Source organism: Staphylococcus gallinarum (genome assembly GCF_029774255.1).
In the GTDB taxonomy this organism is placed as follows: Bacteria; Bacillota; Bacilli; order Staphylococcales; family Staphylococcaceae; genus Staphylococcus; species Staphylococcus gallinarum.
On sequence record NZ_CP069082.1, the window covers coordinates 33,691 to 58,748 of the forward strand.

The following is a 25,058-nucleotide window of genomic DNA, read 5'->3' on the forward strand; positions in this document are numbered from 1 at the left end:
TTTAATAAATAGTACATTCTCTGTGTATTTATATTAAAAAGTCTATTATCATAAAGATATATACTAAAATTCGATGTATGGAGAGGTAACATGAGTACAAACATATTAGATGAAATCAGTAAGATACTAAATGAAATTGAAAGATATTGGATAAATGAAAAATTGGCAAAACAACTAATAATAGAAGATTTAAGAAATAACGATACTAAGCTGATTTCTAAACTTTTATCTAATCAAGCTATCAATGAAACATATGTTCAAGACATAGATGGGTATAAAATATTTGATAAAGAAGCATTGATTTCGATGTTACGTTATAAAAATTATTGGCAAGATAGCTATACTAAATATGCTAACAAAATCGGTTTAACGACTGAAGGTAAATACTTAAATTATAATTCTGATGTAGTATTAGACTTTCCATTTAAGGATTGCATACTTGAGGGTGGAATGACAAAAGAAGATAGTGTTTTAAAGAATGATGAAAAATTTTACAATGAAGTAATTGCAAAAGAAGAAATTGATACTTTACTGATACCTAAAGTTTTCACAAATATAAAAAAATACAATAAAGATGGCTCTCATAATATCAAAGAAATTAATGATAAGGATAATTTAATTATAAAGGGTAATAACTTAACTGTGTTACATAGTTTTAAAAAAAAATACGCTAGTAAAGTGAAGCTGATCTACATTGATCCACCATATAATACTGGAAATGATGAGTTTAAATATAATGATAGGTTTAATAAGGCTACTTGGTTAACATTTATGAAAAACAGACTTGAGATTGCAAGAGAGCTTTTAAGTGAAAATGGTATTTTATTTGTTAGTTTAGATGATAATGAAGCACACTATGCTAAGGTTCTTATTGATTCCATATTTGGAAGTGAGAACTTTATTGCGGATATTTGTCATAAAGCAAGGGCTTCGGTTTCTAATGATAAAATCATATCTTCAAATCATAATCATATTTTATTTTTTGCAAAAAATGAACGGAAACTTTATAGTCAAAGACATCGTTTAGGCATTCAAAATAAACTAGAAGGATTTAATCTTGAAGATGAAAAAGGATTTTATAAAATTATTCCAGTAGATGGACCTGGAGGGGCAGCAAAAGGGAACCCGTACTACGAGTTTCTAGGTGTGTCAGGTTATTGGCGATATTCTTTTGAAACTATGAATAAGTTATATAAAGAAGGACAAATTATAAAAAGAAAAAATACGCTTGGGAAAAAATATTATAAAAAGGAAGCTGAAAATAAAAAAAGGAAAATAACTACATGGTGGGATGAATCACTATTAACATCAACCGCAACGAAACAACTTAGTGATTTATTTGGCGAAAAAAAGTTTAATAATCCTAAAAATGAAAGTTTATTACAACTAATATTAGAATATTGTACCGAAGAAAATGATTTAGTATTAGATTTTTTTATGGGGTCAGGTACAACTCAAGCGGTTGCTCATAAGATGAATAGACAATATATAGGCATAGAACAAATGGACTATATTAATAGTGTATCTATCCCAAGATTACAAAAAGTTATTGAAGGTGAGCAAGGTGGTATATCAACTGATGTAGATTGGCAAGGAGGAGGTTCTTTTATATATGCGGAATTAGCAAAGGAAAATCAAGAAATTATTGAAAATATTATACGTTGCAATAATAAAGAAAAACTTAGTCAAGAAATTGATAATTTATTAAATAATGGTGTGGTTAACTATGAAGTAGACTTTGATAAGTTTACAAATACTAAAAAGGAATTTAGTGAATTAGAACTTGAAGACCAAAAAGAAGTATTGATTAGAATTTTAGACAATAATCAATTATATGTTAATTACTCTGATATGGAAGACTCTGCATATAATTTCACTGAAGGTGAAATAGCATTTAACCATAGTTTCTATGGAGGTGAGTAATAATGTCAGAAATGCTACATGATCGTATTGAAAACCAATTATTTAAACAATATCCGGATATACCTAACTATATTATCGATAATTTGAACCATCGTTTAAGACCGTACCAAGAAGAAGCTGTACAAAGATTAATGTTTCTTGAGGAAAAAGATGAAGATAATTTATATAACAAATTGATGTTTAATATGGCAACTGGTTCTGGTAAAACACTTGTTTTAGCTGCATCAGTATTATATTTATTTAAAGAAAAAGGTTATCAAAATTTCTTGTTTTTTGTTAATAGTACTGCGATTGTCAATAAAACGTATGACAATCTAACTAACACTTCATCTAGTAAGTATTTGTTTAATCCAGAAGGTATTGTCATTGATGGTAAATTGATTAATATTCAAGTAGTAGATAATTATCCCGTCTTACCTGATGAAAATACGATTTACCTTAAATTAACAACGATTAATGCACTGCATGATAAATTAAATTACCCAAGAGAAAATGAAATTACTTATGAAGATTTAGCTCAATTCCCTATTGTGTTATTAGCTGATGAAGCTCATCATCTAAATGTCAGCACAAAGAAAAAAAGCAAAAAAACTACTCAGCAAATTGAAGAGACTAACTGGGAAGTAACTGTTGATAGGCTTATGAAGCAGAATAATAAGAATGAATTGTTAGAATTTACAGCTACGGTACAGTTAGAAGATGATATTTATGAAAAATACAAGGATAGAATTCTTTATCGGTATGACTTAAAGGAATTTATGCAACAAGGTTATTCAAAAAATGTTACACTTTTGTATGCGAGTGAGGAAAATAAAGATAAAATACTACATGCTTTATTAATGAGTGAATATAAAAAGTATATAGCTGATAAAAACCATATAACGCTTAAACCAGTTATCATGTTTCAATCCACTTCTATTAAAGGCTCACAAGAAATACATCAATTGATGCTAGACCGTTTAGAACAGTTAACTTATGAGCAATTAGAAACAATTATTGATAATGGTTTTAAATTTTACAGTGGTCAAAATAGTATTTGGAGTAAGGTCTTCAGTTTTTATAAACAAGCAAATTTAATAAAAGTGTTAGATGACTTGAAGTGGGATTTTAATGAACAAACCACATTAAATGTTAATAATGATAAAGAAAAAGAGAAAAATGCTCAATTATTGAATAATTTAGAAAATCTTGATAACCCTATAAGAGCGATCTTTGCAGTGTACAAACTTAATGAAGGTTGGGACGTCTTAAATCTTTTCGATATTGTGAAAGTAGATGAGAAGAAAAAGGTCAACAAAAACGCGACGAATGCAGAAGCACAGCTCATCGGTCGAGGGGCTAGATATTATCCATTTATTTATGAAGAAGAAAAATCTTATAAGCGTAGATTTGATAATGAATTTAGTGATTTAAAAGCAATCGAAACTTTACATTATCATACGATTAACGATTCTTCTTACATTAAAAATTTACACCAATCTTTAACAGAAGCAAAAGTTCAAACAAATACTGACATAAGTGAGATACATGAAGGAAAAGTGAAAAATAAATTTAAAAAAACTGACCTTTTCAAATTTGGGAAAATATATATTAATAAAACAGTACCTACTACTGCTGAAGATTATAAGAATTTAGAAAATTACAGTGCATCTAGGGAATATCAGAAAGATTTATTCAAAGTAAGTGAGTCTAATTTGACTCAAGGTATCAAAGATATAGCAGAAAACCGTAAAGAAGTAAGATTAAATATTAATAAACCATTATTACAAAAAGCTTTAAGAAGTAACCCATTCTTTAGATATTCTAATTTAAAAGAGTATGTGCCTAGTATTACGAGTATGCAGACATTTATAGAGTCAAAGAATTTTTTAGGAGATTTAGATATCAGCGTAACTATACCTAAAGAGATGGATATTAGTGATATCAGACCAAAAATAAAGCTGTCTGTATTGAATGATTATTTAAGTAAATTAGAAGCAAAAATTAAAAATAATTATCTAAAAGTTAAAGGTACACCTATTTTTGAAGGGGTAAAACTGTCAGAATTAATCGATGATTATGTTGTTGAAGTCAATAATGTAAATAGAGATGTAACAGATTTAGACGATCAAAAGAGACCTAAAAACATGGGACAACATGATTGGTACATTTATGATAAAGCTATTGTAAATGGTCTTGAGAGTGATTTGATTGATTTAATCAATAATATGATGGAAGATTTACAAAATAAATATGAAGAAGTTTATTTAATACGTAACGAACGTAAAATTAAGTTTAGGGAAATCTATGGTGTCAGAGGTTTCATGCCTGATTTCTTGCTGTACTTAAAGGATGATGAATACACGTATCAAGTATTTGTAGAACCTAAAGGTCAACATTTATTATTGAATGATAAATGGAAAGAACAATTCATGCTATCACTGAATGAAAGAGATGATATTGAAATACTTGCAGAAAATGATGATGTAAGATTAGTAGGGTTATTCTTTTATTCTGATGATCCAACAAAAAGAAAAGAATTTAAAGAAATGTTTAATAATCAATTATTAAATTAAGGATTTACCATTGTTAAAAATACAGGTTCTGTTGCAAAGTTGAATTTATAGTATAATTTTAATAAAAAGGAGTCTTCTGTATGAACTATTTCAGATATAAACAATTCAGTAAAGATGTTATCACTGTAGCCGTTGGCTACTATCTAAGATATGCATTGAGTTATCGTGATATATCTGAAATATTAAGGGAACGTGGTGTAAACGTTCATCATTCAACGGTCTACCGTTGGGTTCAAGAATATGCCCCAATTTTGTATCAGATTTGGAAGAAAAAGCATAAAAAAGCCTATTATAAGTGGCGTATTGATGAGACATACATCAAAATAAAAGGAAAATGGAGCTATTTATATCGTGCCATTGATGCAGAGGGACATACATTAGATATTTGGTTGCGTAAGCAACGAGATAATCATGCAGCATATGCGTTTATCAAACGTCTCATTAAACAATTTGGTAAACCTCAAAAGGTGATTACAGATCAGGCACCTTCAACGAAGGTAGCAATGGCTAAAGTAATTAAAGCGTTTAAACTGAATCCCGACTGTCATTGTACATCGAAATATCTGAATAACCTCATTGAGCAAGATCACCGTCATATTAAAGTAAGAAAGACAAGATATCAAAGTATCAATACGGCAAAGAATACTTTAAAAGGTATTGAATGTATATACGGTCTATATAAAAAGAACCGCAGGTCTCTTCAGATCTACGGATTTTCGCCATGCCATGAAATTAGCATCATGCTAACAAGTTAACACAAAGTATTATTTTAAAATTGAGATTAGACATTTATTTTTCAACTTTGCAACAGAACCTTTATTAACCTATAATTTTCAAGAAATAGTACGCGTAGAGGTTTTATCATGAAGAATTAATGATTATACTTAGACAACAAAATAATTTTTAAAAAAATAAAGGTAACAATTAAAAAGGAGTCCTAGAAGGAGAGGAGTTAAATATTGTTAAACGTAATAATAATAGCATTTTTAATCATTGTTTTAATAGTGAATAGATATAGAATTAAAAATACATTTTATTTATATCTTTCACGAATAAAAAACAATTACAGTTTGAGAAATATAAAAACTGACGTAGGCAAGTTAATTAGGGATATTAAACCAAGAGTTTTGACAAAAATGATTTTAGATAAAATTTTCACTATAAATTCATGGAGAAAATTAGGATTCTTAATTGTAATTATTTTAGTTTTAATATTAATTAACTTTAAATTAAATGATTTAATTAAGTTTATTTTTTTAGAATATATCATGATTTTTTTAGCGATACTTTTATTGAGCTTTTTGAAAAAAGAACACCAATCTATAAAGATATTTTTTGGTCAATTATATATTCCATTTTTAGGAGTTTTTGGGGCTTTAGAAATTTTCCTTATAGATTTAGATCGTCAAGAAATCAGTTTCCATATTTTTTATATATTTATGACTACATTAATGCTTTCTTTGTATATATCCATTTCCTTGTATTACAGTGTTGATAATAAAAATTTCAAATTGATTCATATGCTTTTCTGTTATTTAAACATGGGTTTAGTATGTGTAATCATGTTTACTTATATAGGATATGGGTTTATGGTTTATGATATTAAAAACCAAAACTTGAAGCCAAATGAAGGAATATTGAATATAAAAGGACCTGAAAATTTATTGAATTATACAGCGGTATTTATATCTTATGGATTAGATAATTTATCTCAGGGAAGTGGGATAGTAATATCCAAAACCAAAGAAGTTAAATTTATAAATACAAATGAAATTCTTTTCGGATTGGTAAGTAAAGTGTTTGTTTCTACATACATAGCACTAGTATTAGCATTTTTAGGTAATACGCTATTTAATAAAAGCAAAAGTAGCAAAGATATAAAATAAGGAAAATTTTTAGCAAAATCATTGATAAGGGGAAGCGTATCATAAGTGAAGCGGTTTTTTAGGCCTTTTGTAAAGGGATTTTGAACGTATCATACTGCATGAAATTTCAATTAATAATAAATAATAGATAAAAGGACGGGTAAACAAACTAGACCCTATCAAGATTCACTATAAATTGATGAAAATCTTGATAGGGTCTAGTATTTTTAATTCTCTTAATAATTAAATTTTACTTGTTTTATTAATCAGGTAATATTTGATATTGATTTAATATAAGTGATTTATCATTTTTGTTTTCCACTAATAGAAAGAATAGAAATGTTACCAAGGTTGTGAAGTAGGTCCAACAGTAAATTCATTGATATTAACGTCTTCTGGTTGGTCAATAGCAAAGGCAACAATATTAGCTATACTTGTAGGTGAAATCTGATATTGATTGTACATTTGTTCTGTACCTTTAGCTGTGGTTTCATCTGAGATGTTATTAATTAGTTCTGTTTCTATTGCTGCTGGATAGATTGTCGCTGTACGTATATTGGTACCTTCTTGTGCCGATTCCATACGTAATACTTCCATAAGATCACGTACAGCCCATTTTGTAGCGCCATAAACGGCACCTCCCGGATAAGCTTTTAAACCTGCAACAGATGATGTTGTAATTACATGACCCGATTTCTGTTTTGTAAATATAGGTAATACCGCTTCAATGCCATTTAGTACACCTTTAATATTCACATCAATCATCTGGTTCCATTCATCTGATTTAAGTTTTGATAATGGGGAATTAGGCATTAAACCAGCATTTAAGAAAATAGCATCAATTCTACCATAAGTAGAAAGGGCATGATCAACTAATTTATAATTATCTTCTTGTTTAGTCACATCCGTTACTAAATAGGTTGCATCTCCATTGTTATTGATTATAGACTCAACTAATTGTTGTAACTTATTTTCTCTGCGAGCGCCTAAAACAACTTTAGCGCCTTTTTGGGCTAACAGTTTTGCTGTAGCTTCTCCAATTCCTGAAGAAGCACCTGTTATAATTATTACTTTATTTTCAATAGTCATAGTACATCCTCCTACTAAATTTAAATTAAGCGTTTCTAAATGGAAAAATTGGGTCTTGTAACTTAAAATGATACGTATTTTCATCTACAAGTCCTAAAATTTTATCGCTATCATAAAGTTGAAGCATCAATTCAGCCATTTCTTTTGATGTATTGAATTGCGGTATATTACTTTCATATTCAAACAATTCTAGTCCTAGAGAATTTTGTTCGAACTCTGTTTCTGTGACAGCTGGTGCTAATAATTTTACTTTTAACATTGCGTTTTTAGTTTTTAGTTCTTGAGCAAGACCTTCAGTAAATGCACTTACGTAAAACTTAGTTGCAGAATAAGTAACTAAGTTACCAATGGTAATATAGCCACCTGCTGAAGAAACATTTATTAGTTGAGTGTTTTCAACGTCTGCGTAATCTTTAATGAATAGTGTTGAAAAAATTGTTAGAGCTTGAATATTTAGATTAAGCATGGCTTCAATTTTGTTTAATGACTGTTCTTTTAAAGGAGAAAAATTACCTAATCCAGCATTATTAATCCAGGTCTCTATTTCATAATTATTTAATGATTCATATGTTTGATAAACATTGCTTAATATTGATAAATCTATGGATTTAATGACTACATCTAAATTTGAATTAATATTTTTAATTTCTTGTTTTAGTTGCTCCATCTTATCTTCTCTTCTTGCAATTAATATTAAATTTTTATCTCTTTTAGCAAATGCTAAAGCTGTATCATATCCAATACCTGAAGAAGCACCTGTTATTACAGTATATTTCATCCTTAACAACTCCTACTTTTAATAAATATTATGGAGTCATCATAATCTAGAGTTATAAGTATTACAAATACTTATTTCACATACTTAGCTATACATATATAGCATAGTTACTTTCAAATTTTTACAAATTTAAGTCTTCCCTTAATTGCTTTAAAAATGCTTTAGAAGCTTTAGAAAAAGTTTGATGTTTTTTCCAAATTAAATTTAGGCCAGATTCTAAAGTTGGGCTTAATGGTCTAAAGCAAAGTTCGCTGTTTTCTGAAGTATCAATAAGTTTATCAATACAAATTGCATAGCCAATACCTTCTTGAACCATTATAGAAGCATTATATAGTAAGTTATAAGTACCAATAATATTTAAATCTTCTATATCTTTACCAAACCATCCAGCTATTTCATTACTATCAGATGTTTGGTGGGAAATTATCAAAGGATGATTGATTAAGTCCTCTGGTTTTATAGTTTCTTTGTTTGCTAATGGACTAGTTTTGGGCATTAAAACACCTGAAATCTCAGATTCAGGTAATTTTATATAATTATATTTTTGTTTATCAGCTGGTTCTATAATTACTCCAAAATCTAATAGTCCATTATCTAATTTGTTTGTAACATCATCAAAATTACCACTATAAGTGTGAAATTGGATATTTGGAGATTGTTCTATTACCTTTTTTAAGGATTTAGCAATGATACGCATGGCTTCAGTTTCTCCAGCGCCAATATAAATTTCTCCACTTATTATATCCTCTGATTGATTAAAGTTAGCCTCTGTTTTATCAACTAAATTAACAATTTCCTTGGCTTTTTCTAATAAAAATCTTCCTTCTTCAGTTAATTGAATTTTTCTATTTCCTCTATGAAATAACTTAGTGTTTAGATTATCTTCAAGATCATTCAACTGTCTCGATAAAGTGGGTTGAGAAAGATGCAATTGATTAGCTGCACCTGAAATACTTTCCTGATTTGCTACTGCAATAAAATAGCGTAAAACTCTTATATCCATAATAGATCTCCTTGTTATAACTTTTAGGTATATGTAAGTATTTGAAATAGGTATTTGTTATCTGAATGATACCATTTTACACTGTAATAAACAAAGAAATTTTAAATATAGGAGTTTATGTTATGAAAGATTCAAAAGGATTATTACTTTTTATATTAGCTGTTGGTGTATTTGGTATTTTAAATACTGAAATGGGGGTTATTGGTATACTTCCACATTTAGCGAAATATTTTAATGTAAGTATTTCCGAAGCTGGGTGGTTAGTTAGTGGATTTGCATTAGCTATAGCCTTTGCGGGACCAACTTTACCACTAATATTTTCTGGTATTGATAGAAAGAAAATTATGATTATGGTACTTATTATTTTCGTTATCAGTAACATCACGCTTATTTTTACAACGAATTTTACAGTAGCCTTAGTTGCGAGAATACTACCAGCATTTTTCCACCCTGTATATGTGTCTATGGCATTGTCGGTTGCAGCAGTTTCGGTAGATCCTAAAGAAGCAAACAAAGCTGTTTCAAAAGTATTTATAGGCGTTTCTGCAGGTATGGTTTTAGGTGTACCAGTAGCAAGCTTTTTAGCTAATGAATTCACACTTCAACTAGCAATGTCTTTCTTTGCTATTGTTAATATTTTTACGCTAATAGCAACATTATTGTTTGTACCAACTATGCCAGTTAAAGAAAGATTATCTTATGGATCACAGTTAAAAATTTTGACTAAAAGTGTTACATGGCTTTCGATATTTGCAGTCATATGCTTTAACGGAGCTGTATTTGGTATCTATAGCTATTTAGCCGAATATCTTGATGTTATAACAAAACTATCAGCTAATGTTATTAGCATTATGTTATTCGTTTATGGATTAGCTAATATTATAGGCAATGTGATTGCTGGTAATTTATTAACACACTCACCAAAGATTACTGTGATTGTGTATCCAATCGTATTAACTGTAATATATTTTATTTTTCTATCTATAGCAGAATTAACGATACCTACAATGATCATTATTTTAATTTGGGGGGTGATTGCTGGCATTGGTAATAATGTAAATCAATATTGGATTATGTCTTCAGCCCCTCAAGCACCTGACTTCGCCAATGGGTTATTTTTAACTGCGACAAACTTAGGAACTACAATTGGAACAGCGTTTGCTGGATTGATAATTACTCAAGTTGGTACAAAATACATTCTTATTGTTGGTGTTTTAGGTTTAATCCTAGGTTTAATTTGTGTTTTATGGAGAGTACGTATATCTAATACAGCTCAAATTTAATATTTAAATAAGAATTTTTTACAAAGGAGAGATATTATGAAATATACAAATTTAGGACGAACAGGTTTGAAAGTAAGTAAATTAGCATTAGGAACATTGAATTTTGGAGAATTAACTGATGAAAAAACTGCATTTGAAATTATGGATAAAGCTTTTGAAGCAGGTATAAACTTCTTTGATACAGCTGATGTATATGGAGGACCTCAAAGTCCAGATATGGAAAAAGGTTATGGAAAATCAGAGGAGATTGTTGGAAAGTGGTTGAAACAAAGAGGTCATAGAGATCAAATTGTATTATCTACTAAAGTGTATCAACCGATGGGCTTAGGACCTAATGATCGTGGACTTTCTGCCTATCATATAAAACGTGCATGTGAAGCAAGCTTAAAACGACTTCAAACAGATCATATTGATTTATATCAAATGCATCACGTTGATAGAACAACACCTTGGGAAGAGATTTGGCAAGGCATGGAAAAACTGATCAACGAAGATAAAGTTAGTTATGTAGGAAGTAGTAATTTTGCTGGATGGGATATTGCGACAGCCCAAAATAAAGCCAATAACCGTAATTTATTAGGCATAGCATCTGAGCAAAGCTTATATAATTTAAGTAACCGTGCAATTGAAAGCGAAGTAATACCTGCCCTAAAATATTATAATATTGGCTTAATACCATGGAGCCCAATTGGTATGGGGTTATTAGGTGGGGACTTCGATCAATCACACGAAGGGCGTCGTTTATCTGGTCAATTAGAAAGTGAATTTGAAAAACATCAAGAGCAATTAAAACGATATAAAGCATTGTGTGAAAAAATTAACGAGGAACCGTCAGTCATAGCTCTAGCATGGTTGTTACACAATCCTATTGTAACAGCTCCTATTATTGGACCTAGAACAGTTAAACAACTAGAAACAAGTTTACGTGCAATAGAAATAGAATTATCAGAAGAGACTTTACGTGAATTAGATGAAATTTGGCCTGGTCCTGGTGAAGCGCCATATTCATATGCATGGTAAAAATGAAAGGAGAAATTAATTATGACTGTTAAAACTAATTATATTTTTAATTTATCAGAAAGTATTACAAGAAAAAATATTAAATTTAAAAATCGTTTTGGTATTATATTATCTGCTGATATATACTTACCTGCAGAGTTTGATGAAAATAAACACTATCCAGGTATTATAATTGGACCACCATACAGCGGTGTGAAAGAGCAAGGCCCTGGTATATATGCTCAAGAGTTAGCAAAAAAAGGGTATGTAACTCTTGCATTTGATCCTTCATTTAATGGTAATAGTGGAGGTGATCCTAGACATGTATCTTCACCAGATATATTTGTTGAAGATTTCAGTGCTGCCGTGGATTATATTGGTACAAGAAAATATATAGATAAAAGTAAAATTGCAGCTATAGGTATTTGTGGAAGTGGAGGATTTGCTTTAAGTGCTGCACAAATAGATCCAAGAATTAAAGCAGTTATAACAACGAGTATGGTAGATATTTCAGAAGCTAGCAAAATGAGTCCATTAGAACAAAGAAAAAAAGAAATGGAAGAAATTGCTGAATTAAGATATAACGATTTTTTAAGTGAAGATCCAATACTTGGACCTAGAGGTTCAGCATTACAAATTAAACAAACAAATGACCCAGCTTACAATGAATTTGGTGAATTTTATTCTACGGAAAGAGGTTATCATCCAAGATCAATCACACAATTTACTTTGTCTAGCACCCTTTCTTTCATGAATTTTTCATTATTAGACCATATAAATACAATATCTCCGAGACCAATAATGTTAATTGTTGGTAAAGAAGCATTTTCTAAACAATTTTCGAAAAATGCTTATAATGAAGCAAATGAACCTAAATATTTAATTGAAGTTGAGAATGCTAATCATATTGATTTATATGATGACATTACAAAAATACCATTTGATGAAATAAATGAATTTTTAATTAATGTCTTTAAATAATATGAAATATCTGTTTTCTTTCAAATTCAGATAAAAAATAGTATTTAATGGGAGTCCTTCATAGAATAGTGAAGGACTCCCATTAAATATATTATGGTGTAAAGAAATCACAACTCAATATATAATACTTAAACCATATTTTAACTAATACTATTATAAAGTACGACATCAGTATTATGTATTACTTTAAATACATGGATTCCATTATCACTTTTATTATTCGCAAAATTTTCCATTCATCAGTTGCTACATTATGTGCATACAGGTTGCTAGAAATTAATAAAGGGTATTTGTATTTGCTAGAAGCGTATCATAAGTGATGCGGTTTTTTAGAGACATTGTGAAGGAATTTTGAATATATCGTACTGACTAAATATGATTCAATAAGAGTTTTGTAATGTATATTTACTAGAAACTAATAAATAAAAAAGTGATTGCAGTTAAATTAACTACAACCACTTTCTTAATTTAGAAATCGTATTTTAATAAATTATACTTTTTTATTTTTCTATGAGTTTATCAATCAATTCGTTTATTTTGTTAATATTATTACTTTGTTGAGTAAGTAAATTGATTAAATTATTTTTATCAATATTGTTTTCATTTTCATTTGTCTTATTATAATGAAAATGAGTGTGCTCTGTTTCTGTAGATTGAGTATCTTGTTGAATTTTATAATTTAATAAAGCTTTGTATAGTAGATTATTATCATTATTTGATAATTCTTTGAAAAGGTGTTTAGTTTGATTATCTACATAAATGGTATTATTCAAAGTTTTATTATTATTCTTATCTATATTAAAGGTACGATTATATGTTTGATTATGATGGCTTGATTTATCAGTTGTTATAAATTTATTAAGTTCTGTACCTTCAACATCAATTTTCGGTAAAATTCGATCTAACCATTTAGGAATATACCAAGAAGTATCACCGAATAATTTTGTTAAAGCTGGAATTAATAGTAATCGGACAATAAGTGCATCAAATATTACCCCGAAGCCAAGTGTGATACCAATAGATTTAACCATTGCATCATCTTGGAATACAAATGCGATAAATACACTAAACATGATAATCGCTGCAGATACTATAACTGGACCACTCTCTTTAATTCCTATTCTAATAGAATGATCATTATTTTGTGTTTTTGTATATTCTTCATGGATTCGTGACATTAAAAATACTTCGTAATCCATAGCAAGTCCAAATAAGATTCCTATAGCTATCACTGGTAAAAATGAAAGCATTGGGCCTGTAGTATCTATACCAAATAGATTACTTAGAAAACCATCTTGAATAATAAAAGTTGTAAAACCTAAGGTAGCCATTAGAGACAATACAAACCCTAATACCGCCTTTAATGGAATAATAATAGATCGGAATACAATCAATAATAATATAAAGGCAAGTACTACTATTACACTTGTGAATAAGGGTATGGCATCACTTAGTTTTTTTGACATATCAATATTTACAACACTTTGGCCTGCTAATTCAGTATGGAAATTATATTTATTTTTAGCATCATCATTGTAATTTCTTAATTTTTCTACCAAACTAGTTGTGGATTTAGCGTTTGGTCCATTTGAGGGTATGATAGATACAATTGCATACTTATTATTTTTACTAAGTTGAGGTGGTGAAACCATATCAACATTTTTCATGTTTTTAATATCTTTATAAACTTTATTTAAATTATTCTGTAAGTCTGTATTATTATCATTATGATTTTTAACATCTATTAGCATTGCTATTTGACCGTTAAACCCTTTACCAAACTTGTCTGATATTATATCGTATGCTTGTTTTTGTGTGGTTGATTCTGGCTTTACACCATCATCAGGAATACCCAATCGCATATGAAGAACTGGTATAGCTGAAAATACTAAAATTATCAATGCAATTATAGTTGCTAATATAGGTTTGCCAATGACGATTTTTGACCAAAAATTATCATTATGATTTTTATGCTTAGTTCTTGATTTTTTAGGTTTTATCTGTTTATGAAATAAACTTATTAAAGAAGGTAATAAAGTTAATGATGTTAAAACTGAAAATATAACACTTATTGCAGCTCCAAATCCCATTATACTTAGGAAATTGATACCAACTAGAGATAGTCCACATACTGCAATGATAACAGTTACCCCAGCAAATACGATTGCACTTCCTGCTGTTCCGATTGCTAAACCAATTGCGGTAATATAATGTGTCCCTTGATTAATATGTTGTTTATATCTGAATAAAATGAATAGAGCATAATCAATACCAACTGCTAAACCTATCATTACAGATAAAGTTAAAGCGATATTAGGAATATTGAAAAAGTAAGTCAAAATTGATATTACGCCCATGCTACTTCCTAATCCAATGAGTGCTGACACTATTGGCATACCTGCCACCACTATAGATCCGAAAGTGATTAATAGAATAATAAAAGCAACAGCAATTCCCATAACTTCGTTTGAGCCACCGCCACTATCTTGTACACCATTTCCTGTTAATTCTGTTTGAATATTATCTTTTTTACGTAATTTGGTCAATTCGTCATTAATATTATCTCTAGAATGTTTTTTCAAAGAAATTGCATTTACATCATAATTAATATCTACTAAAGCCGTTGTTTTATCTTTACTAATTTGTTTAGTTTCATATGGGTTAGAAATGCTTTTAATATCTTTATCATTTTTTTTAATTTGTTTTAAAGTATCTTGTATATCTTTTGAAGTATGTTTTTTAATAATCCCATTAGATTTTTCTGATTTTAAGACAACTCTAATTTGTGCTTTCTCACTATCTTGGCCAAATTCATCTGATATCTTTTTATTTGTATCAAGTGATTTAATTCCATTCATAGTAATGTCATTATCAAATTTTGGTGTATTTAATAATAGTGGAATAAAAATAGATAATAAAAGAATTAACCAAATACCCACACCCCACCATTTATATTTGGCCATAAATGTTCCTATTTTATATAAAATTTTTGCCAAAACTTTTGCCTCCTTTATCGTTACGTGATAAGTTTTATCCATATAATGAATTTTCATAATGTGAATAATAAATGGGATTTTAGATGTATAAAAGTAGCAATAATATTTACTAGTATGTATAAGCTACAAATAAGGAGAATTATATGCATAAAAGTGATGATTTGAGAGTGGTAAAAACAAAAAAAGCATTAAAAACTGGGTTATTTAATTTATTACAAAAAAAAGAATTTAAAAAATTGAGCATTCACGATATTTGTGATGAATCGATTGTACATAGAACAACTTTCTATAGACATTATAATGATAAATATGATTTATTATTTGATTTAATTGATGAACTTACTCAAGATTATGTTTTTAAGGACATCAAAAATTTAATTTATAGTCCATTTCAATCAGTTTATGAATCCTTTGAAGAGAATAGAAAAAATATTGAAAAAATAGGTAAAAAACAAAGACATGATAGTGCTTTTGACAAACTTATATTGCAATTCGTAATAAATAAATTAACTGAGAATTTTAATGCAAATATAGAAAATATAGAAATGATAAGTAGTGTGCCTAAAGGTGCGTATATACATATTTATGTTTCTGTTATTGATGGTCTAAGTAAATGGGCAGAGACTATTGATAGAGAAGTACCAATAGAAGAACTGGACAATATTTATAATGATATTATTAAAATAGAGTATAAAGAATAACATTACTTGAAACAATGATAAGCACATCAATTTCATAAGTACCAGACCTTACTATTTACATAATTTTGTTTTAAGTTTTCTGTTTTCATTGTGTTACCAAATTGATGTTTCTGTGGCCAAGTTGATTCTGTAGTTTTACTTTAACAAAAGGGTATTTTCTATGAACTATTTCAGATACTTTTACAGTTTCTAAGTAGTATTACTAATGATTAGGTTAGATAAATTCAGTTAGATCTATGAAGGGCTAATTTTTTAAAGTGTTTTAATATAAAATTACATATTTAGATGACGTGTTTTAGCAGTATTCCTGAGAGAATAGGTCGTTCTAAAGACTAAAGGCGAAAGTTGTCCCTTAGTATAGCAAGCCAATAATACTATAAATAAAAAGAAGCACCGAGATAAATGAAATTTATCTGAGTGCTATTTTTCTGGGGATTTTGTCCCAAGTTCTATTATTCATATGCTGTTATCACAAATTGACAATTACGTACAGGTTTCACTTTTCACCCATATGATTGTGAAATTTGACTGTGCCCTTGGGTGTTAAGTTTAATTCATAACTCCCATTACCATTTTTATTATTTGTTGTATCGCCCAGTGATTGAATTTAGTTCATATCTTTTAGTTGTTTCAAAATAATTTTTCTTTGCTTTTCTAAAGAGAGAGGGTCATTATACTGTGTATCTTGTAAATCTAAATTAATGACATGCCCTTTTTTAACAGCATCTAAATTTTTCCAATTTGCTTTTTGTGTAAATGGAGGTTTTTCACCCATTGTGGCTAATATAATATAATCTCCTGTGTAATCTGCAAGTTGTTCTTCAGATGGTGTAGCCATATAAGCGTTTTTCGTTTCTTTTTCTAATAACTTAGGTTGTTTCATACCATATCCGTCATAAACTATTTCAGTACCACGACCGTAGTTTTGACCGAATGCACTTATACCTTTTGGTGTTGATTGTAAAACGGTAATTGTTTTTCCTTTAACTTTATCACCAAGCGCTTTTTTATCTTTTTGTAATTTATTGTCCCATTCTTTTAACCATTTATCAGCTTTATCTTGCTCATTTACAATTTCGCTGAGTTCTTTAGTCGTTTCTTTATAATTCGATTTCATTGCATCCATCTGTATTGTTGGTGCAATTTTTTTAAGCTTATTAGCATTTTTATCTTCTTGAGTTGTAATGATCAGATCTGGTTTTGCTTTTGTAATTTGTTCAATATTGCCTTGGCCTATTCTTTTAATGCCTTTAGTTGCATCGTCGAGCGTTTTATTTTGCTTAACAAAATCTATAACACCAACCGGTTTATGTCCAAATTTTACTAAAGTACCAATATATGTAGGATGTAAAACAACAATTCTTTTTGGATTTTTAGGTATTTTAACTTTAGTGCCATCATCTTGTTTAAATGTTTTTGTTGAAGCATTATCACTTTTGGTGTCGTTTGATTTATCTTTACTGTCATTATTACCACAGGCTGATAAAAGTAAAATCATGCATAGCATTACAAACACTATTCTTTTCATAAAATGAACACTCCCCAAAATATTTTTAATTGAAATTGATAATCTTTATCAATTATAGCATGGTAGAAAAGTATAGCAATACATAGTTTTAAAAATTTAAATTGTATATGATTCAAAATTTAGCGGTAAAGCTATGTCAGGGGATTTACATATTTTTATATAGCATTTAGAGTTGTGAATAGTTAAAGCAACGCTGCACAAGAGCAAATAGGGGGTAATATAAACTTAGAATTTATAGCCTGTATGTAGAATTAATATTGAAACTTTTGTAGCAACTAAGTGCTGAATTATTATTTTTAGAAGTCGATAAAAAATGAGAGAAGTATATTTGTAAGCAATTACAATAGGATGATGTTGCAAAGAAAACCACCCGTGATATGGGTGGTTTTAATTATTTATTCCTCACTATAAAAGTCATTTAAGATAGGTTCATAAAATGACTTTAAATCATTTATTATTGTCGTGGAGCCACTAACAATATCGATAACATCGCTACTATTACATAGTAGATTATGTTCATTATAAATACACATGTAAGGATCTTTTAACGCGTGTTTTAAATATAAAAGGTAATTAATCAATTCAGATTTTCTAATTGATTTAATAGTTACAATTGCATAAATTTCTTTCTCATCAAATTCATTTTCTATTTCAATTAATTCTTCTGTCCAGTTGTTTATTGAAATATACTTACCTATTCGTGTAGGCTCTTTAAATATTTTTGGAAAAACAGTTCCATAATAATACAAAAGATTAATACTATCATCATCTTTAAAGAGTATATTAACTATTCGAGTAAGGTTGTCTCGGTTAATATAGTCTATATCTAGTCTTAATCTGTTATTATTTTCTACTTGAAAATAAGGAGCAGAACCTTCATTTATAAAGTTTATCTTTAAATTTTCTAACTGAATATTCAATATTATCCCCCTATTCTTTTTAAGTTTGCCTCATATTATCCACTTTTATTTAGGGTATTCAAAATTTTGTTCGGAACAGAGTTGTGTACCACCTTAAGTTAATTATATATAATAATTATAATATATAAAGCGTGAACATGTATGTTGGAAATGGGTTAGCTGATATCTGATGAAAGGGAGAGTTAAAAAATTTCAGTATTTGAAAATTATGGCAATATTAAATAATGTAAAGAACTACTATTATTCAATATGAGTAGAGATTTCAATGTATTTTTCAGTGGAATACTTAATAAAGGGGGCATATTTCAAAAATAATAATCATAAGTTCCTTACTGATAAATAGCATAACTATTTGGAGTGTTAGTTATCACCCATATAATCAATAAAATCTCCCTTGTTATCAAGGGAGATAATTTTTATAGTTTCAAAAATTATGCTTCTACTTCTTCCATTTGTGCCTCAAAATCATCGATTAATGCGATTGCTTCGTCTGTCGTTTGTGTTTGCATCAATTGGTGTCGTAGTTCGCTAGCGCCTCTCATGCCACGTACGTAGATTTTAAAGAATCTGCGTAAGGGTTTGTATTGACGCGGTTCGTCTTTAGAATATTTGTTGAATAATGCGAGATGTAATCGTAATAATCCTAATAGTTCTTTACTTGTATGTTCGCGCGGTTCCTTTTCAAATGCGTATGGATTATGGAAGATGCCTCTACCAATCATCACGCCATCAATGCCATATTTTTCAGCAAGTTCAAGGCCAGTTTTTCTGTCTGGGATATCACCGTTAATAGTTAGTAATGTATTTGGTGCGATTTCGTCACGCAGTTTTTTAATTTCTGCTATTAATTCCCAGTGTGCATCTACTTTACTCATCTCTTTACGGGTGCGTAGGTGAATCGATAAATTTGCGATATCTTGTTCAAAGACGTGCTTTAACCAATCTCTCCATTCATCGATATCATAATAGCCGAGACGTGTTTTTACACTTACCGGTAGACCTCCCGCTTTCGCTGCTTGAATAATTTCAGCAGCAGTTTCAGGACGTAGTATCAGACCCGATCCCTTACCCTTGCTCGCAACATTAGCTACTGGGCAACCCATGTTTAAATCGATACCTTTAAAGCCCATCTCTGCCATACCGATACTCATTTCACGGAAATGCTCTGGCTTGTCACCCCATATATGAGCGACCATTGGTTGTTCATCTTCACTAAATGTTAAGCGACCACGTACACTGTGGACACCTTCTGGATGACAAAAGCTTTCAGTATTGGTAAATTCTGTGAAAAATACATCAGGTCTAGCAGCTTCACTAACCACGTGGCGAAAGACGATATCCGTCACGTCTTCCATTGGCGCCAAAATAAAAAATGGACGTGGTAATTCACGCCAAAAATTTTCTTTCATAATATATATAAACCTTCTTTTCTCTTAATATCTCTACTTTTTACACATGATGATATTACCATAAAATAACTGGATATTGAACAGTAATAACTTTAATAAAGAAGTGGATTTCAACTGTATAAAATACGTATTATAACTATGATAATTTTATCAATGAAGAGCGTAACAAACAATCAAATTTTAAATTATTAATAGTAAGTATCACTTTATGTGGAATTGCAGTTAATTTATACAACACTATCATCATTAAATTGGTTTGAAATTTTAATATTATAGAAGTAAAGCGGGGTGCTCATAGACCTCCGCTTAACAAACTATGATTGAGTTGAATCTGTGATTCTCAAAATCGCGTCTTTATTGTTTGAAACATCAATCTGTTGGCGTATCTGAGACTCAACTTGGTTGATCTTACCTCGTTTTAACACACTACTTGAAAAGTTCTTAGCTTGATATTGCTTCCAATAATCTAATTCTGCATATAGTTCACGACATGATTTCATGATATAACCACCTTTACAATTATATACAATAAAATAGCTCTTCCAATTAAGAAGAGCATGACACATCTTCTCATCTTTCAGTCTAAATACTGTTGGAATTAGCACATCGCAAATAAGCTGTTGCTGGAGCTTCCAAGGGCCAAATCCCTCCACTCACTCTTAATAAGAGAACTATTTTATTAAGGTAATTATAGAATAATATATATTGCTATAGAGTTCATTTGCGTGATGGTTGAAAATATAGACCTGCATATATTAAAAATTATTAGCTTATTTCTTTAATAGAAAAAGTGCTATTACGATTATATGAATGAATCAAATATGTCTTGGATTAAAGAGTTGTTTTATAATAATTCAATTGTTATTGGTAAACTTTATATTGTTCGAATGGTAAAGCGTGCGCTTAGTACGTCTAAGATTAATCAAATGCATACTTTTGATAATATTTTTAAAATAAACACAAAAATTACTATTAATTTCTTTCAGAAAACTAATGAATATGAAGCTAATATATGTATACTAAGTATGATTATCCATTTACATTAATAATACTTGCATCATTATTTGCATATTTATTTAGTACTTCACAAAAGGACATAATAGTTGTAGCATCTATACAAGTGCGAACTTTATTCTGAGTTATCTTGTGCAGAAGAGTTTCTTTTAACTCAGTTTTAGAAGAGGGAGTAGCAACAAATTTAGGTGTATTACCTACATAAAGTTGTCCATTTCCCTTATGATTGAAATATATAATCATTTCAATAAACTGAGCACCAATTATTTCATTAGCAAATTTACGCGTTTTATTAACTTGGTCAAATGGGTGACCAAATTTTTTGAAAGCAAATTCATTATTTTCGTTACTTAGGATAAAAGTAATGTAATTATCATCGTTTATAGTAAATAAATATTTTTTTAAGCCCTCTAAATGATAATCTTTTAAATTGTCTTTATTGAAGTTGAAATAAATATCACCTTTCCAATGCTTAGTTTCAATAATAAATATGCCATTATTACATATCACAAAATGATCAATTTGACGAATTTTATCTTCATCCTCAATCAATATATTATTATAAATGGCATAATGTTCAATAATTTTATCATTTTTAAATTCACAAAAGATTTCCTGTAAATGATTACTTGTTATTTGCTCTCCTATATTTAAAGAGGATTGTACAAGTCTTTGTAAATAATTAATTTTATCATTCAATTTCTTCGTATTGTGTTCTACCATGAAAACCCCTTATTATACACGATATTAATTTATGAAACATAAACTTTGAATTAATCATAAATGTTATAATTGTTTTGCTCTTTAATTATTTTAAAAATTTAGAACATTCACTAATAATTATGAATGGAAGTGTTAGAAAATGTCAATACCGACATTAAAAGGACATCAAACTGAAATTCTTTATGTAGCAGATAATCAAAGTATGGTTATTACAGGAAGTGCTGGTTGTGGTAAGTCGTTGTTAGCTATTTATAGAATTTATTGGCTCTCAAAAGTATATCCTAATGATAAGATTGTATTACTGACGTTTAATAGAGCAGTCAATCAAGATATGTATTTAAAAATTAAAAATATAGCAAATAATAGAAATGAACAAATTCCAGATAACTTAATAATAGATACATATAATGGTTTTATGAAAGAAATTTTGAAAAAAATTTGTGATAATTTTAAAAATGAAGAATTACAATTAGATAAGTATAGAAAGAATCATAATGAAGTTAAGAGCTATAATATATTCAAGAATAAGGTAAAACAAGTAAAAAGTGCTGTAGATGAGATAAGTGAAAATTATCCAAATGAATCTACTTTTAATAGACCTTATCAAACTTTTATAGATGAAATTTCTTGGATGCAACAAATGTCAGTAACTTCCTTAGAAAATTATGAAAGAATAGAAAGAATTGGTCGTAGAAGCACTAGAATAGAAAGAAATAAAAGAAAGTACTTTTATGAGGTATATGAACAGTATAAAAAGATAAGAGAAAATGAAGATAGATACTATGACTATGAGGATATTGGTACTATTATTCGTAAATTATTCTATAAAATTAAAGATCAAAATAAGAAGGAACAACTGTTATCATTTAAATATATTTTAATTGATGAATTTCAAGATTTCACTTCTGATATGCTGATGACTGTAAATGAATTAAGTGATCCAAATGGAGCGATGGTTTTGTTAGGGGATATTAATCAAGGCGTATTTGGAAAGCGCATTTCTTTTAAGTCCTTAGGTATAAATATGAAGAATTACAAAAAGTATCAATTAATACATAATTATAGAAATAGTCGACCAATTAGTGAATTTGCTGAAAAAATTGCTCTATCACCTTATTTTGATAAAAATAATGAATTTTACACAGAAGGCAAATTAGGAATAAGAAAGGGTCAAGACCCGCAAATCATTAGGTACAGAGATGAAAGGGAAGAGATGAAGAAAGTTTATCAATATATCATTGCAGTGCGTGAGAATCGAAAAGAAGAAAAAGTAGGAGTTATTCTTCCTAGTCATAAATATTATGAGTTCAAAAAATTTATGGAAGAAAATGGTCTCAGTTATAAAGAATTTAATTTGTACAGTGACACAAATAAAATCCAATTCGGAACTTATAAACAAATTAAAGGGTTGGAATTTGATACTGTAATAATGCCGTTTTTAAGTGAAAATAATCTAAAAAAATGTATTGAGATAGATAATAATGAAATTGATTTAAAAGATGATAACTTTGATCTTTCTAATTTAGATTTTGAAATGCTAGAAAAAATTATTGCACAATATTATGTAGGTGTGACGAGGGCAAGAGAAAAATTGATTATTTTATATTCTGGGAAACTAACATCACTATTATCTTCCCTTCCCTTAAATAAATATATTTGCAGAGGTGAAGATACATGATTCAATCAATAATCAAAGAGCGAAATATCACACGATTATGTCATTTTACTAAGTCTAAGAATTTACCGTTTATTTTAGGAGAAGGTATGGATAGTGAAAATGGTATATTAGCAAATAGCTTTATTTCTGATTTGTCCTATCTAAATAAAACAGATGAAAATAGATTTGATAAACATGAAGAGTATATCTGTACCTCTATTCAATATCCCAACTGTTATTATTTTTCAACTGTGGTCAAAAAAAGCCAAGAAGAAATATTTAACGAATGGATAATATTAGGAATAAACCCTAATATTATTTCTGATACTACAAAATTTTGTCAAGTCAATGCAGCTACAAAAGGTGGAAGAATGGTTAGAAAAGGAAATGATGCGTTCGAAAGTATTTTTAATAAAAAGGTTACGGGTAAAAAAACTTTAGATAGAAACAATTTATATCCTAAGAATGTCCCCACCGATATTCAAGCAGAAGTTTTGATATATGGAAAAATACCTAAACAACAAATTACCTCGTTGATCTTTCCTACAGAAGAACATGCTAAAAGGGAGATTTTAAGGCTAGAACTTTGTGGAGTTAGTATTTCTGATTATGAAATAATAGTTTCAAAATGTTTATTTGAAAAGAAAGAGATAGTACTTTTATTACAATCAGGTAAGATACCTGAAGAAAAAGGTGTTGAGATATAAACAACATGGCAAATCGATTTGTATATTACGTTGATCCCAAAAATTATATATATAAAAAAATAGATATTTCTTTTAAATGGTATCCTGGTTTTTCAAAGGAGCAAAAACAAAAAAGTATTGAAGACTTACATTTTCAGTTTTTAAAAGAAAACATTACAGATCAAATATTAGAAGTTTCCAGTAAATCAGTGAAAGTAATAGGAGTAAAATCGAGCGCATTTAATTTGAAAATAAGTACAATGAATGGGAATGTATTTAGTGTAGAACAATTATTTCAATCTAGTAAAGTATACCAAAAAGCGGGTAATCAAAATTATTTATTAGAAAAAGGATATAATGCAAAAGAAATGAAACAGAAAATTAGAAAAATCGACAATAATGATTACATGACTAAATATAGTAGTTTTGGTCATGATTTTCCATTAGAGCCTAAAAATTTGTTTTATAATTGGTTATATGTAAATGCATTATATCGAAACCCAGATATTGCTAGTGAAATACTTAAATATGAAGCGTTTACAGATATAGAATTTAATCCTAAACGATCATTTAATTGTCAAGCAGAAGCTTGTGCAATTTATGTTTCTCTATTTAAAAGAGAATATTTACAAAAAGCTTTGAAAAGTGTGGATAATTTCAAGAAAATTGTATATTAAGTTTTCTATAACAAATATAAAAGAAGTTTTGTTTTCTTAATACAACCATAAACTGACTTTAATTAAAATTTTGAGAAAAGATTTCATTCATTTTACTGAAAAAATTATAGTAATTAGTTATCAAGAAAACAATTAAATTATTATTCATGTAACATAGTGTATATATTTTCATTTTAGATCAATAACTTTAAATATTACTATATATAGAAATAATAAATTTATAAACTAGTAATTATTGTATAAACGTTTCACTAATGAATAGGGGAATTAT

The 25,058-nt window shown here is 28.8% G+C and carries 20 protein-coding genes and 1 riboswitch; of the genes, 11 read left to right on the top strand and 9 right to left on the bottom strand.

The window, feature by feature from the left end; translation table 11 throughout:
- Positions 1 to 90: 90 nt before the first annotated feature.
- The 4 genes from JN168_RS00140 to JN168_RS00155 all read left to right on the top strand — a co-directional run bounded on the left by JN168_RS00140 (position 91) and on the right by JN168_RS00155 (position 6,364).
- The gene (locus JN168_RS00140) at positions 91 to 1,923 is read left to right on the top strand and encodes a DNA methyltransferase (protein WP_279526007.1); all 1,833 of its coding nucleotides are present in this window, start codon (positions 91 to 93) and stop codon (positions 1,921 to 1,923) included.
- Positions 1,924 to 1,925: 2 nt separating this feature from the next.
- The gene (locus tag JN168_RS00145; protein WP_279526008.1) at positions 1,926 to 4,478 is read left to right on the top strand and encodes a DEAD/DEAH box helicase family protein; all 2,553 of its coding nucleotides are present in this window, start codon (positions 1,926 to 1,928) and stop codon (positions 4,476 to 4,478) included.
- A gap of 80 nt (positions 4,479 to 4,558) precedes the next feature.
- The gene (locus JN168_RS00150; protein WP_002481997.1) at positions 4,559 to 5,233 is read left to right on the top strand and encodes an IS6 family transposase; all 675 of its coding nucleotides are present in this window, start codon (positions 4,559 to 4,561) and stop codon (positions 5,231 to 5,233) included.
- 204 nt (positions 5,234 to 5,437) lie between these two features.
- Positions 5,438 to 6,364 carry a hypothetical protein gene (locus JN168_RS00155; protein WP_279526009.1) on the top strand — a complete coding sequence of 309 codons (927 nt, stop codon included), beginning with the start codon at positions 5,438 to 5,440 and terminating at the stop codon, positions 6,362 to 6,364.
- A 321-nt stretch (positions 6,365 to 6,685) separates the two neighbouring features.
- On the opposite strand, the gene JN168_RS00160 is transcribed toward JN168_RS00155, so the two are convergent.
- The 3 genes from JN168_RS00160 to JN168_RS00170 all read right to left on the bottom strand — a co-directional run bounded on the left by JN168_RS00160 (position 6,686) and on the right by JN168_RS00170 (position 9,213).
- Positions 6,686 to 7,432, bottom strand: coding sequence for an SDR family oxidoreductase (locus JN168_RS00160; protein WP_279526010.1), 747 nt, complete (start codon positions 7,430 to 7,432; stop codon positions 6,686 to 6,688).
- A 25-nt stretch (positions 7,433 to 7,457) separates the two neighbouring features.
- Positions 7,458 to 8,210, bottom strand: a complete 753-nt coding sequence (locus JN168_RS00165) for an SDR family NAD(P)-dependent oxidoreductase (protein ID WP_279526011.1) — start codon at positions 8,208 to 8,210, stop codon at positions 7,458 to 7,460.
- Positions 8,211 to 8,331: 121 nt separating this feature from the next.
- Positions 8,332 to 9,213 carry a LysR family transcriptional regulator gene (locus JN168_RS00170; RefSeq protein WP_279526012.1) on the bottom strand — a complete coding sequence of 294 codons (882 nt, stop codon included), beginning with the start codon at positions 9,211 to 9,213 and terminating at the stop codon, positions 8,332 to 8,334.
- Between the two features lie 122 nt (positions 9,214 to 9,335).
- Between JN168_RS00170 and JN168_RS00175 the strand changes: the two genes are divergently transcribed.
- Genes JN168_RS00175 through JN168_RS00185 form a run of 3 tightly spaced genes read left to right on the top strand, consistent with a single transcriptional unit; the run spans position 9,336 to position 12,476 of the window.
- Positions 9,336 to 10,496 carry an MFS transporter gene (locus tag JN168_RS00175; protein WP_279526013.1) on the top strand — a complete coding sequence of 387 codons (1,161 nt, stop codon included), beginning with the start codon at positions 9,336 to 9,338 and terminating at the stop codon, positions 10,494 to 10,496.
- A gap of 36 nt (positions 10,497 to 10,532) precedes the next feature.
- A complete protein-coding gene (locus JN168_RS00180; protein ID WP_279526014.1) occupies positions 10,533 to 11,516 on the top strand; it encodes an aldo/keto reductase in 984 nt (327 codons plus the stop codon).
- Positions 11,517 to 11,537: 21 nt separating this feature from the next.
- Positions 11,538 to 12,476: an alpha/beta hydrolase gene (locus JN168_RS00185; protein ID WP_279526015.1), complete on the top strand. Its 939-nt coding sequence runs from the start codon at positions 11,538 to 11,540 to the stop codon at positions 12,474 to 12,476.
- A gap of 500 nt (positions 12,477 to 12,976) precedes the next feature.
- Here the strand turns inward: JN168_RS00185 and JN168_RS00190 are convergent, their stop codons facing one another.
- Complete coding sequence (locus JN168_RS00190; protein WP_279526016.1) at positions 12,977 to 15,472, bottom strand: MMPL family transporter; 2,496 nt, start codon at positions 15,470 to 15,472, stop codon at positions 12,977 to 12,979.
- Positions 15,473 to 15,615: 143 nt separating this feature from the next.
- Between JN168_RS00190 and JN168_RS00195 the strand changes: the two genes are divergently transcribed.
- On the top strand, positions 15,616 to 16,173 hold the full coding sequence (locus JN168_RS00195; RefSeq protein WP_279526017.1) for a TetR/AcrR family transcriptional regulator: 558 nt from the start codon (positions 15,616 to 15,618) through the stop codon (positions 16,171 to 16,173).
- A 607-nt stretch (positions 16,174 to 16,780) separates the two neighbouring features.
- Here the strand turns inward: JN168_RS00195 and JN168_RS00200 are convergent.
- From JN168_RS00200 to JN168_RS00220, 5 genes are all read right to left on the bottom strand, one after another.
- Entirely contained in the window at positions 16,781 to 17,701 is a 921-nt protein-coding gene (locus JN168_RS00200) for an ABC transporter substrate-binding protein (protein ID WP_279526018.1), read from the bottom strand.
- Between the two features lie 395 nt (positions 17,702 to 18,096).
- The gene (locus JN168_RS00205) at positions 18,097 to 18,621 is read right to left on the bottom strand and encodes a hypothetical protein (RefSeq protein WP_279526019.1); all 525 of its coding nucleotides are present in this window, start codon (positions 18,619 to 18,621) and stop codon (positions 18,097 to 18,099) included.
- 431 nt (positions 18,622 to 19,052) lie between these two features.
- Positions 19,053 to 20,030, bottom strand: coding sequence for a tRNA dihydrouridine synthase (locus JN168_RS00210; protein WP_279526020.1), 978 nt, complete (start codon positions 20,028 to 20,030; stop codon positions 19,053 to 19,055).
- Between the two features lie 314 nt (positions 20,031 to 20,344).
- Positions 20,345 to 20,530 carry a hypothetical protein gene (locus tag JN168_RS00215; protein WP_279526021.1) on the bottom strand — a complete coding sequence of 62 codons (186 nt, stop codon included), beginning with the start codon at positions 20,528 to 20,530 and terminating at the stop codon, positions 20,345 to 20,347.
- A gap of 67 nt (positions 20,531 to 20,597) precedes the next feature.
- Positions 20,598 to 20,699, bottom strand: a riboswitch (SAM riboswitch).
- Positions 20,700 to 21,059: 360 nt separating this feature from the next.
- Positions 21,060 to 21,767: a nuclease-related domain-containing protein gene (locus tag JN168_RS00220; protein WP_279526022.1), complete on the bottom strand. Its 708-nt coding sequence runs from the start codon at positions 21,765 to 21,767 to the stop codon at positions 21,060 to 21,062.
- A gap of 139 nt (positions 21,768 to 21,906) precedes the next feature.
- On the opposite strand from JN168_RS00220, the gene JN168_RS00225 reads away from it, so the two are divergent.
- From JN168_RS00225 to JN168_RS00235, 3 genes are read left to right on the top strand one after another with little or no spacing between them, the layout of a single operon-like run.
- Complete coding sequence (locus JN168_RS00225) at positions 21,907 to 23,445, top strand: UvrD-helicase domain-containing protein (protein ID WP_279526023.1); 1,539 nt, start codon at positions 21,907 to 21,909, stop codon at positions 23,443 to 23,445.
- Positions 23,442 to 24,131: a DarT ssDNA thymidine ADP-ribosyltransferase family protein gene (locus JN168_RS00230; RefSeq protein ID WP_279526024.1), complete on the top strand. Its 690-nt coding sequence runs from the start codon at positions 23,442 to 23,444 to the stop codon at positions 24,129 to 24,131. Before JN168_RS00225 ends, JN168_RS00230 begins: the two co-directional genes overlap by 4 nt.
- A 5-nt stretch (positions 24,132 to 24,136) precedes the next feature.
- The gene (locus JN168_RS00235; protein ID WP_279526025.1) at positions 24,137 to 24,787 is read left to right on the top strand and encodes a DarT1-associated NADAR antitoxin family protein; all 651 of its coding nucleotides are present in this window, start codon (positions 24,137 to 24,139) and stop codon (positions 24,785 to 24,787) included.
- The last annotated feature ends 271 nt before the right edge of the window (positions 24,788 to 25,058 follow it).